Source organism: Arthrobacter sp. MOO21, assembly GCF_057369995.2.
Genome location: NZ_CM170671.2, coordinates 1,981,861 through 1,993,346, shown reverse-complemented (window position 1 = coordinate 1,993,346; position 11,486 = coordinate 1,981,861). Strand labels below are relative to the sequence as shown.

Sequence of the window (11,486 nt, the reverse complement as noted above, 5' to 3'; positions counted from 1 at the left end):
TAGGCGATCTTGTGACGGGCATTTCAGGTTTCGCGACGCAGTCCGCGCGCTGACACTTTCCTGATGCCCTAAGGGCCCGGCAAGTCTCAGCGCTTCTTCCGCTGAAACCACCCGGAGCCCCATGCCTTTCCATGGCTTTCCTTTTCCTGCACTGAATTTCGGCCACCCTGCACGGCTTGGGGTTGCTGCCCACGCGCCCTGGCACGCTTCCGCGGCAGCCCGTCCCCCGTAGGACTTCCCGCGCGTTCCACACCTGACCGTTTTGGCGAACCGCGGCCCGGCCGCCCGGCATTTTCTTTTGGGAGCACCATGCTTACATCACATACTCCATCCGTCGTCCTCACGAACCTCCATTTCCAGTGGCCGGACGGATCCCCGGCTCTGTCTGGGATCTCCGGCAGTCTCGGGCCGGGAAAGACCGGGGTGGTGGGAACCAACGGATCCGGCAAGTCCACCCTGCTGCGCCTGATAGCAGGGAGGTTGATGCCCACCGCCGGCACCATCACCACGGGCGGAGAGGTTGGCTACCTGCCCCAGACGCTCACGCTGCGCCGCGATGCCACGCTGATGGAACTGCTGGGAATCAAGGCCAAGGTTTCGGCCCTGCGCGCCATCGAATCCGGCGACGCGGCGGTGGAGCACTTCGATGTCTTGGGTGACGACTGGGACATCGAAGCCCGCGCGGATGAATCGCTACAGGCGATAGGGCTGTCCGGCGCCGGCCTGGACCGGAGCGTGGGTGAGCTGTCCGGCGGGGAGGCGATGCTGGCAGCCATCAGCGGGCTGAGGATCCGGCGGACGCCCATCACGCTGTTGGATGAACCGACCAACAACTTGGACCGGGATGCCCGTTGGGCACTGGGCCGGATGCTGGGTGACTGGCCGGGAAGCGTGCTGGTGGTCAGCCATGACCTGGCACTGCTGGAGCTTATGGACGAAACGGCAGAGCTGTATGAGGGAGGGCTCACGGTGTTCGGCGGGCCCTACAGCGAGTGGCGGGCCTACATGGACGACCAGCAGGCCGCTGCGGCGCAGGCCACCCGGGCAGCCGAACAGCAGGTGAAAAAGGAAAAGCGCCAGAAGCAGGAGGCGGAGACCAAGCTGGCCAGCCGCGCCAGGGCAGGCCAGAAGAGCTATGAGAACAAGAAGGGGTCCAAGATACTGATGAACCAACGGGCCTCCGATGCCCAGGTGGCGGCAGGAAAAATGCGCTCCGGAATGGATTCCAGGGTCCAGGTGGCCCAGGATGCCCTGGAGGCCGCCGCTTCCCGGGTGCGCGAGGAGGAACGGATATCGGTGGATCTTCCCGACCCGCAGGTCCCGCGCAGCCGACGGATCGCGGAACTGTGGGGCACCAACCGGTCCTACGTTGTTCAGGGCCCCGAACGGGTGGCGATTATCGGCCCGAACGGAGTCGGCAAGACCACGCTCCTGGAGAAGCTGGTGGGTTGCCTGCCGTGCACCGACGGTGAAGCCGGCGGAAGCCTCCTGACGGACCGGGCCGGATACCTGCGCCAGCGGCTCGATGGGCTCAGGGAAGAGGCAACCACGCTCGAAAACGTCCAGGACGCCGCTCCGGCGGTGCCTCCCGGTGAAATCCGGAACCGGTTGGCGCGGTTCCTTCTGCGCGGGGACAACGTGAACCGGCCGGTGCGGACGCTCTCCGGCGGTGAGCGGTTCCGGGTCTCCCTGGCGCGGCTGCTGTTCTCGGACCCGCCGGCACAGGTGCTGATCCTGGATGAGCCAACCAACAACCTGGACCTTCGGAGCGTTGACCAGTTGGTGGAGTCACTCGCAGCGTATCGGGGCGCAGTAATTGTGGTCAGTCACGATGATGCGTTCCTGGACCGGCTGGACCTGGACCTCATCCTCAGCCTGGACCGCGATGGTTCGTTAACCCAGCTGGCCTCGCTGCCGGGCGGGGAATGACAGGGAGGCGGCCCCGGAGTGCAAGTTTGTGCCGCTCCGGGGCTTGCCCGAGTCACACCTTGAAGTACTTCGCCTCCGGGTGGTGGAACACGAACGCGTCGGTGGACTGTTCGGGGTGCAGCATCAGCTCGTCGCTGAGGATCACGCCCATGCGCTCGGGCTTCAGCAGCTCCGTTACCTTGCGGCGGTCCTCCATGTCCGGGCAGGCCGGGTAGCCGAGGGAGAAGCGCGCACCGCGGTAGTCGAGCTTGAAGTACCCTGCCGTGTCCTTCGGCTCCTCGGCGGCGAAGCCGAGCTCCTTGCGGATCCGGGCGTGCCAGAACTCGGCAAGCGCCTCGGTGAGCTGCATGACCAGGCCGTTGAGCTCGTAGTAGTCGCGGTACTGGTTGGCGGCGAACATCTTGGAGGTGAACTCCTCGATCTTCGAGCCGGCGGTGACCAGCTGGACCGGCAGCACGTCGATCTGCCCGGACTCGCGCGACTTCACGAAGTCGGCCAGGCACAGGTGCCGGTCGCGGCGCTGGCGCGGGAAGTCGAAGCGCAGGCGGTCGGTGCCGATAGGGCCGCCTGAACCACCGTCGGGGGCGAGCAGGCCCGGGGTGCCGAGGACGCCGTCGGAATCCTCGCCGTGGTGCAGCACCACCACCTGTTCGCCTTCGGAGACCACGGGGAAGTAGCCGTAGGCGACGGAGGCGTCGAGCATGCCTTCGCCCAGGATGCGGTCCAGCCAGTAGCGCAGGCGCGGCCGGCCCTCGCGTTCCACCAGCTCCTCGTAGGAGGCGCCGTCCTCGCCGCGGCCGGGTTTGAGGCCCCACTGACCCATGAAGGTGGCGCGCTCGTCGAGGAACGCGGAGTAGTCGTGGAGCGAGACGCCCCGGACGATGCGCGTGCCCCAGAACGGCGGCACGGGGACTGGGTTGTCGGTGGCGACGTCGGAGCGGCCGGGCATGGCCTCGGGCTCGGTGACCGTGAACTTGGCGCCGCCCTTGTGGATGCGCTTCTTCAGTGGCGGCAGGCCGACGTCGTCCGGCGACTCGCCGCGGGCCACGCGGACCAGCGGCTCCATGAGGGAGAGGCCTTCGAAGGCGTCCTTGGCATAGCGGACCACGCCGTCGAACTGCTCAGCGAGGTCCTGCTCCACGTAGGCGCGGGTCAGGGCTGCGCCGCCCAGGATGACCGGCCACTTCTTGGCCAGGCCTCGGGACTGCAGCTCGGCGAGGTTCTCCTTCATCACCACGGTGGATTTGACCAGCAGGCCGGACATGCCGATCACGTCGGCGTCGTGCTCCTCCGCTGCGGCGATGATCTCGGCAATGCCCTGCTTGATGCCGATGTTGACCACTTTGTAGCCGTTGTTGGTGAGGATGATGTCCACTAGGTTCTTGCCGATGTCATGCACGTCGCCGCGGACGGTGGCGATCACCATGGTGCCCTTGCCGGACGAATCCGACTTCTCCATGTGCGGCTCCAGCAGGGCGACGGCGTTCTTCATCACCTCGGCGGACTGCAGCACGAACGGCAGCTGCATCTCGCCCGCGCCGAAGCGCTCGCCCACCACCTTCATGCCCTCGAGCAGGTGGTCATTGATGATGCCGAGCGGGGTCATCCCCTCGCTGCGGGCCAGGTCCAGGTCCTCTTCCAGGCCCTTGCCTTCGCCGTCGATGATGCGCCGTTCCAGGCGGGCGCCCGTGGGCAGCGCAGCGAGCTCAGCGGCGCGCTGGTCCTTGAGGGCAGCCGTGTCGACGCCGGCAAAGAGGTCCAGCATGCTGGCGAGCGGATCGTAGGTGGTGTTGCCGTCCGCGTCGTATTCGCGGCGGTCCCAGACCAGGTCAAGGGCCACCTTGCGCTGCTCCTCCGGGATCGAGGCGAGCGGGACGATCTTGGCGGCGTCGATGATGCCGCTGGTCAGGCCCGCCTGGACGGCCTCGTGCAGGAACACGGAGTTCAGGACGATGCGCGCGGCCGGGTTCAGGCCGAAGGACACGTTGGAGACGCCGAGCGTGGTGTTGATGCCGGGGTATTTCGCGGTGATCTGGCGGATGGCCTCGATGGTTTCGATGCCGTCCCGGCGGGTTTCCTCCTGTCCGGTGGCGACCGGGAAGGTGAGGCAGTCGACGATGATGTCCTCGACGCGCATGCCCCACTCGCCCACCAGGGAGTCGACGAGGCGGGAGGCGATGGCCACCTTGCCCTCGGTGGTGCGTGCCTGGCCCTCTTCGTTGATGGTCAGGGCGATGACGGCGGTGCCGTGTTCCTTCACGAGCGGCATGATGCGGGCGAAGCGGCTGTTGGGGCCGTCGCCGTCCTCGTAGTTGACGGAGTTGACCACGGGGCGGCCGCCGATGAGTTCCAGGCCGGCCTGGAGCACGGGCGGTTCGGTGGAGTCGATGACGAGCGGGAGGGTGGACGCGGACGCGAACCGGGAGACGATCTCCTTGATGTCGGCCACGCCGTCGCGGCCCACGTAGTCCACGCAGACGTCCAGCAGGTGCGCACCGACCCGGATCTGTTCGCGGGCGATGTCGACGCAGTCATCCCAGCGCTCTTCGAGCATCGCCTGGCGGAAGGCCTTGGAACCGTTGGCGTTGGTGCGCTCACCGATGGCGAGGTAGGCCGACTCCTGGTCGAAGTTCACGTGCTGGTAGAGGGAGGCGACGCCGGCCTCACGTTCGGTGGGGACGCGGGCGGGGCCGCTGCTCGCTTTCGTCTCGCGGCTGCGGAAGGGCGCAAGGCGTTCGACGACGGCGGCCATGTGTTCCGGCGTCGTACCGCAGCAGCCGCCCACCAGGCCCAGGCCGAATTCGCGCACGAACTGCTCGTGTGCGGTGGCGAGTTCCGTGGGGGTGAGCGGGTAGTGCGCGCCGTTCGCGCCGAGGATGGGCAGGCCGGCGTTGGGCATGCAGGCGATGGCCACGGAGGACTGCTTGGAGAGGTGGCGGAGGTGCTCGCTCATCTCGTCCGGGCCGGTGGCGCAGTTCAGGCCGATGGCGTCGACGCCGAGCGGTTCCAGGGCGGTAAGGGCGGCGCCGATTTCGGAGCCCATGAGCATGGTTCCGGTGGTCTCGACCGTCACCTCCACGAAGATGGGGAGGCGGATGCCGCGGGAGACGATGGCCTGCTTGCAGCCGTTGACGGCGGCCTTTGTCTGCAGGAGGTCCTGGCTCGTTTCGATGAGGAAGGCGTCCGCGCCGCCGTCGATGAGGCCCTCGGCCTGCAGGGCGAAGGTCTGCTTGAGGTAGTCGTAACTGGTGTGGCCGAGGCTGGGGAGCTTGGTGCCGGGGCCCATGGAGCCGAGGACCCAGCGCATGCGGCCGTCTGTTTCTTCCGCAGCCTCTGCCCGCTCGCGGGCGATCTTCGCGCCTTTCAGTGCGAGCTCGGCGATGCGGTCGTCGATGCCGTAGTCGGAGAGGTTGGACCAGTTGGCGCCGAAGGTGTTGGTTTCGACGGCGTCGATGCCGGTGGCGAAGTAGGCGTCATGGATGTCCGCGATGACATCCGGGCGGGTGTCATTGAGGATCTCGTTGCAGCCTTCAAGGTTTTGGAAGTCCGTCTCGAGCGACAGGTCCCGGCCCTGCAGCATGGTGCCCATGGCGCCGTCGGCGATAACCACCCGGTGGTTTACTGCGTCCAGGAGTTCCTGGGAACGGGCGGGGCGTGGGACGGACTCGATGTCCAGTGCGAAACGAGGCATTTAAACAGGTTACGGGCGGGACCCCGAAACATTGCTTCGTATTTCCGTGTGCTACGCCTTGTGGGATAGTACGACGGCGGGCGGTGGCGTTGGGTGCGCGGCCTATGCCGGTGCCCAGCCCAGGGCCGGGCCCAACTTACCGGCCATGTCGGTGAGGATCTGCACGTAGTCTTCGTGGTCGAAGCTGAAAGGCAGGGCGAAGGCCACCTCCTCCACCTCCCGGAATCCCGCGTGGGCATAGAGCTGCTCTGCGATGTCCTCGCTGCTGCCGATGATGTCCGGGGCGAACAGCATGCCCTTGGGGCCCTGGGGCGCCTTGGTTCGTGGCGTGCGTTCGTCGACGTAGCGCTGGTACTTCTCCCGCTGGCTTTGTGACGCGGAATCGGTGGGGATCACCACCAAGCCCTGCGATACCCGGGCCTGGGCATGTCCTGACGCTGCCGCCGCGGCTTTGAAGGCGCGGATCTGCGACTGCTGGATGGCGGCGAAGTCGGGCTCCTCATCTTTTTCGGGGAAGACCACGCTGCTGGAGAGCAGGTTGAAGCCGTTGGCCCCGGCCCATTCGGCGGACTTCCTGCTGGCCGCTCCGTACCAGAGACGGCCGCGCAGCCCGGTCGAGTGCGGCTCGACGCGGCTGGAGAATTCCTCTACCACGCCTTGTTTACCGGAAAAGTCCCTGATGGGCTCCCCGGCGATCATGCGGGCCAGCCGTTCCACGCGGGCGTAGCTGAAGTCCTCCCGGTCGGCAGAATCCGGGTACAGCCCGTGCTTCACGGTGCCGTAGTGCATGGGTTCACCCACGCTGACGCCCGGATTGATGCGTCCGCCAGCGAGCAGGTCCACGGTGGCCAGGTCCTCGGCCAGGCGAAGCGGGTTTTCCCAGCCCATCGGCGTCACGGCGGTGCCCAGTTCGATCCGCGACGTGCGCTGGCTGGCGGCGGCCATTACCGCAACCGGAGACGAGATGCCGAACTGGAGGTGGCGGTGGCGGAGCCAGGCGCTGTCGAAGCCGAGCTGCTCGCCCAGTTCGATGATCCGCAGGGTCGATTCGTGGCCTTCGGCCGGGTTGGCGGGGTCGAACAGGCCGATGGTGAGGAAGCCGAGCTTGCGCAGGGGGCGTGCGGTCTCAGGCATCTGGGATTCCTCCGGATCTTGGAGTTCGGCTGGTACCCAGATTATGCGCACCGGCGGTCAGTGCGTGGAGCGTGTGTCGAACGTAGCGGCCGATTCGCGCAGGAGGCGCGCGACGGTGTCGACGGGAAGGCTGGTGGGCCGCCGTCGGTCATACCGGCGCAGGACGATGCGCCGTGTTCCCAGGCCGGGAACGTCGAGGACTTCCACCCCGTCCTGGACGACGCCGGCAAGCGCGAGGGTGGGGACGATGGCGACACCTTCCCCGGCGGCGACGAGCGCCAGCGCGGTCAGGGTGTCCGCGTACTGGTGCACGGTCTCCACCTGAGTGCCCGTGGACCTGCTCAGCCGTCCAAGCACTGCAACGTTGGCGGCGGAGGGCTCGACGCCCAGCCACGGGAGCGGCAGGCGGCCAAGGTCGATGTTTTCGGTGGAGAGCAGGGCGCCGGAGGGGACCACCAGTTTCCAGGGCTCGTCCAGGAGCGGCTCCTCGATCAGGCCCGGGGCGAGCGCACGCTGCTCGGCCGTCGTCGAATCCAGCTCGACCACGACGGCGTCGAGCTGGCGCTGGCGCAGGAGCCGCATCAGGACGGGGAAATCGTCTTCGACGGCATGGATGCGCAACTGCGGGTACTGCTTGCGCCACCCGGGAAGGCGCGGAATTACCACCGTGCGTACGAAGCTGGTGAACCCGCCGATGCGCACGACGCCCTCAACCTGGGCCCCGCTTTCCATCCGAGCCAGGGCGACGCTGAGGGCGCGTTCGATCTCTTCACCGGCTTCCGCCATGGCGAGTCCGGCAGGCGTCAGGAGCGAGCCCTTGGGGGTGCGGACCACCAGGGCGTGGCCCGTTTCGTCTTCCAGCTTGTTGAGCTGCTGGGACACCGCCGAAGCCGTAACGCCCAATTCATCGGCAGCCGCGAGAACCCCGCCTGCACGGGCAACTGCAAGGAGAACACTCAGTCGACGGGGATCGATGCTCATGTTAAGCAGTTCTAAACCACACCTGGAGCAAAATTCAATTGAACTTAAGCAGGGCGCGGCCCCACCATGGCACTTGGGACGCGGGAATCGATATTGGAAGGACGGACATGGAACTGCTGTGGGAAGTTGCTGGTTGGGGCGGTGCGGTGACTATTTTGAGCGCTTTCCTGGCTGTCTCCATGGGGTGGATCAAGGCCGGCAAGGGCTTCCAGTCCGCGAACCTCGTGGGCGCCTGCGCCTTCATCGTCAATGGCGCCTTTCACGGTGCATGGCCGTCCGTGGTCACGAATGTCGCATGGTTCCTCATCTCCGCTGTTGCGCTCTTCCGTATGCGCGCAGGCAGGAAATCGACGGTTGGCGAGGCCGCCCCGGCGCAGCTTCCCGGCGTTCCGGACACTACGGGCCAGTTGGCCGTCGTCGAACGGACCCCAGCAGCTGGCTGCGCCTAGATACTCCCTCGGGATCTGCGCTAGTCTTCCTTGGCTTCTTCCAGGACCGCCCGCGCGGCTGCCACGTCGCGAAGGTCGGGCAGGTACTTCTCCTTCTCTTCGATCCTGCGGCGGTAGAAGTCATGGGCAGCTTGTTTCGTAGTGCCCAGCGCTTCGCCGATCTGGGCCCACGTGGCTCCGGCCTCACGCGCGGACTTGATGACGTACCAGCGCCTGGCCGTCAGCAGTTCGACGGCCTGTGCGTTCGCGCGCAGCGCCTCCAACGCCGCGACTTCCCGCACTTCCGTCAGGAACTGCGCCGCCGAGACCCGGGCCTGGTCACTGCCGATCGCAGACGTTTCCCGCCAGGTCTCGCCGCGGTTGAAGTCCTCCCACACCCTGAGCAACTCGTGGATGTCACCGCTGTTCAACGCCTGTTCCACCGACCCTGCATCATCAGTCATGAGGTCAAGCTAGATTGACCTCCGCGCCGGGTCAAGGACAGGCGTGCGGGTCAGGCGGGCGTCAGGTTGGTGGATCCACGGAAAGGGCGCAGGCCGCAAGGAGGAGCACCGAGCTTCGGTGCCGGGGTAAGCGGCTGCCGGAAGTTTCGCCCGTGGGGCTGCAAACGCCGCCGGCGCCAGGCACATGTCGGCTATGTGGCCCATTCCGGCGTATTCACGGACGTCCCGGATCCCCGCAACGGCCGACTGCTTATCAGGGAACGGGCGTGACGTTGCCATCACCGTCCCGTCCGGAGCCGTAATTCTGAACCTGAAGTTCGAGTCTTCGTCGTTGAAGAGTTCGAACATTCCTGCCATGAGGTCTCCTCCCGCTGGGCCGCCGTCGGCCTTGTACTTGCCGCCGGAACAGGAGCACTGCGTCGGGCTGCCATCCGGACGGTCTGGTGAAAAGCGCGTTCGCTAAACCTACGCCGCGGCCGGGTTACCTGTCAGTAGAACTTTTCGCCGGCATACGCAAACAGACAGGTTGGCGGGCGGCGTCACTATGGACCAAGGAACACTGTGACTGGTCAACCCGAATGGTGGGGTTCGCCCCATCTGCGGGACCCCTGGCTGATGCAGATCCAGAGTTCACTTCCCATGCGTAATCCTTCAAAGTCTTCTGAGGCGGTCCCGCAGACCGCGTGAGTGCGGCTCCACGCTGTTAGGCGGCGGGCCAACGGTTGAACCAACGTTTCTCCGGCCGGGGACCCCGCGCCCGAAACGCATGAGACAAAAACCTTGACGGCGTTGTCCGCACTCGGGTTAGGCTCACCAAGAGCCAGCGACGGCGCCGGCACGGGAGGAAGATATGTCACTGCAGGAAATCGAGTTCACCTCCGCCAACGGCCGCGACACCATCCAGGCGTGGGTCTACGAACCCATCGGACAGCCCAAGGCCATCGTGCAGCTGATCCACGGGCTCGGCGAACACTCCCGCCGCTACCTCCACCTCATCTCCACCCTGGTGGACGCCGGCGTCACCGTGGTGGCGGGCGACCACTCCGGTCACGGGCGCACGGCGATGCAGCAGGGCACCTGGGGCGACGCCGGCGAGGACGCGGCCAGCGTGGTGGTCGCCGACGAGGTCACCCTTCAAGCCAAGGCAAGAGAAGCACTCCCCCACCTTCCGTACATCGTGTTCGGGCACAGCTGGGGATCCATGATCGCGCGCGGCCTGGCCACGGACCCCCTGGCGCAGCTGTCCGGCCTGATTCTCTGCGGAATCGCTGCCCAGATGCGGGGCATCGAAAAGATGGTCGACCGGCCGGAACTGGCCCGGCTTGCCTCCGGCGAGCGCGCCGCGGAGCCGGCGCCCCAGGAGCTGGTGGCCCAGCTGTTCGACGGCTTCCTGGGCCGCTTCGGGGAAGACGCCGGTCCCACCGCCTGGGTGGCACTCGACGCGGACGTCGTCACCGACCACGGGAGGGACCCCTTCAACAACTTCGGCGCACCGCTCAGTGCCCGCTTCCTGCAGGGCTTCGTGGACCTCTACGACCAAGTCAACTCCGACGACTGGTACAAACAGCTCCCCGCGGAACTCCCCGTCCTGATCCTCGCCGGCGACCAGGACCCCGTCACCAACTACGGCGAAGGGGCCTACCACGTGGCCAACCGCCTGGCAGATTCGGGCCACGCGGACGTCCGCACCCGCGTCTTCCCCGGCGTCCGCCACGAGGTGCACAACGAACCCACCACCCGCGCCGAAACCGAACGCGAGACGGTCGAGTTCATCCAGCGCGTAGCCGGCAGCTGACGGTCCCCGAAGCACCTCCAGCAAAAGGTACGACGGCGGCACTCACCGCGCCGCCGTCGTCGTACCTTCCAGCAAAGCTGGTCCCGACCTGGTCGCCGGCGCGTGGTAACTTCTTGCCCCATGGAATGTGTCGTGCTGTACACCGTGCGTGAGGGCGTCGATCGCTCCCGGATCATGGAGGCCTACCCACGCCACAAGGCCTATTACGAGGCATTCCGCGCCGACGGCGGCGGCCTCTTGGCTCTCGGCCCATTCCAGGATCCCGACCCTGCCGCCAGCTCCATGGGGATTTTCACGTCCCGGCAGGAAGCGGAACGGTTCGTCGCCGCAGACCCTTTCGTGACCGAAGGGCTGGCCGAGCCGCGGCTCCTGGAGTGGAACGCCGTGCACCTCGGGTAGCAAAAGCTACCTGCGGTCCGCTGTCTCCCCCGGCCGGCGGCGGGAGCGCCGTGCAAACGTGGGCCCAGCGGGCGGCGGGATTTTGGCAAGGTCGGCGCCCGGCCGCCGCCGGCGCAATTCCAGCGCCAGCGCCTCCTGCCCGCGGGCCATCGCCCACCGATGGTTCGCGGCAAAGGCCGGCTTGAGCAGCCAACCCAGCCGCCACAGCAGCGGTTTCGCGGCGCTGACCCGCCAGTCATAGGTAACCACTGTTTCGGGCCCGTGCTGTTCGAACGTCCAGCGCCCGGTGCCGTTGAGGTCGCCGCGGGCCGAGAGCGCAAAACCCTGCTCGGTGACGGGCTCGGTGAGGGTGAGCTGCCACTTGAGCGTGTAGGGAAGCCAGCCTTTGGTGTGGAGGAAGAACGCCGTGCCGGTGCCGTCCGGATTTCCTGGTTTCCGGGGCTCGACAGCCAGGTACACGGATGGCCACCATCGGGGAAGCGCGCCGGCGTCGCCCAGGACCTCCACCACCTCGCGCGGCGTCCCGGCCACGCGCCACACGGTCAGGAATTCGTACTCGGTGCCGCCTTTCGAGTCGCCGCCCATGGCTGCCTCCGGGGCAGGGTTGAATCAGTGGACCCACAGTACTCACGCCGGTGCCCCTGGTCAACGGCAGAATTGCGCCG

Annotated in this window: 10 protein-coding genes; 4 read left to right on the top strand and 6 right to left on the bottom strand. The window is 66.8% G+C overall.

Annotation, left to right across the window (positions count from 1 at the left end; genetic code table 11):
• Positions 1-309: 309 nt before the first annotated feature.
• Positions 310-1,929 carry an ABC-F family ATP-binding cassette domain-containing protein gene (locus AC2JAJ_RS09195; protein WP_486416098.1) on the top strand — a complete coding sequence of 540 codons (1,620 nt, stop codon included), beginning with the start codon at positions 310-312 and terminating at the stop codon, positions 1,927-1,929.
• A 52-nt stretch (positions 1,930-1,981) separates the two neighbouring features.
• Here AC2JAJ_RS09195 and metH read toward each other — a convergent pair whose 3' ends face one another.
• From metH to AC2JAJ_RS09180, 3 genes are all read right to left on the bottom strand, one after another.
• The gene (gene metH, locus AC2JAJ_RS09190) at positions 1,982-5,620 is read right to left on the bottom strand and encodes a methionine synthase (protein WP_486416099.1); all 3,639 of its coding nucleotides are present in this window, start codon (positions 5,618-5,620) and stop codon (positions 1,982-1,984) included.
• A gap of 102 nt (positions 5,621-5,722) precedes the next feature.
• On the bottom strand, positions 5,723-6,754 hold the full coding sequence (locus AC2JAJ_RS09185) for an LLM class flavin-dependent oxidoreductase (protein WP_486416100.1): 1,032 nt from the start codon (positions 6,752-6,754) through the stop codon (positions 5,723-5,725).
• Positions 6,755-6,811: 57 nt separating this feature from the next.
• The gene (locus AC2JAJ_RS09180) at positions 6,812-7,735 is read right to left on the bottom strand and encodes a LysR family transcriptional regulator (RefSeq protein WP_486416101.1); all 924 of its coding nucleotides are present in this window, start codon (positions 7,733-7,735) and stop codon (positions 6,812-6,814) included.
• Between the two features lie 107 nt (positions 7,736-7,842).
• On the opposite strand from AC2JAJ_RS09180, the gene AC2JAJ_RS09175 reads away from it, so the two are divergent.
• The gene (locus tag AC2JAJ_RS09175) at positions 7,843-8,184 is read left to right on the top strand and encodes a CBU_0592 family membrane protein (RefSeq protein WP_486416102.1); all 342 of its coding nucleotides are present in this window, start codon (positions 7,843-7,845) and stop codon (positions 8,182-8,184) included.
• Positions 8,185-8,204: 20 nt separating this feature from the next.
• On the opposite strand, the gene AC2JAJ_RS09170 is transcribed toward AC2JAJ_RS09175, so the two are convergent.
• Positions 8,205-8,627, bottom strand: a complete 423-nt coding sequence (locus AC2JAJ_RS09170; RefSeq protein ID WP_221387354.1) for a hypothetical protein — start codon at positions 8,625-8,627, stop codon at positions 8,205-8,207.
• 9 nt (positions 8,628-8,636) lie between these two features.
• Positions 8,637-8,975 carry a YegP family protein gene (locus AC2JAJ_RS09165; protein ID WP_260323887.1) on the bottom strand — a complete coding sequence of 113 codons (339 nt, stop codon included), beginning with the start codon at positions 8,973-8,975 and terminating at the stop codon, positions 8,637-8,639.
• Positions 8,976-9,477: 502 nt separating this feature from the next.
• On the opposite strand from AC2JAJ_RS09165, the gene AC2JAJ_RS09160 reads away from it, so the two are divergent.
• Together AC2JAJ_RS09160 and AC2JAJ_RS09155 are read left to right on the top strand one after the other, a co-directional pair.
• Positions 9,478-10,422 carry an alpha/beta fold hydrolase gene (locus AC2JAJ_RS09160; protein WP_486416103.1) on the top strand — a complete coding sequence of 315 codons (945 nt, stop codon included), beginning with the start codon at positions 9,478-9,480 and terminating at the stop codon, positions 10,420-10,422.
• Positions 10,423-10,554: 132 nt separating this feature from the next.
• A complete protein-coding gene (locus AC2JAJ_RS09155) occupies positions 10,555-10,821 on the top strand; it encodes a YciI family protein (protein ID WP_486416104.1) in 267 nt (88 codons plus the stop codon).
• A 6-nt stretch (positions 10,822-10,827) separates the two neighbouring features.
• Here AC2JAJ_RS09155 and AC2JAJ_RS09150 read toward each other — a convergent pair whose 3' ends face one another.
• Positions 10,828-11,406, bottom strand: a complete 579-nt coding sequence (locus AC2JAJ_RS09150) for an SRPBCC family protein (RefSeq protein ID WP_486416105.1) — start codon at positions 11,404-11,406, stop codon at positions 10,828-10,830.
• Between the last annotated feature and the right edge of the window lie 80 nt (positions 11,407-11,486).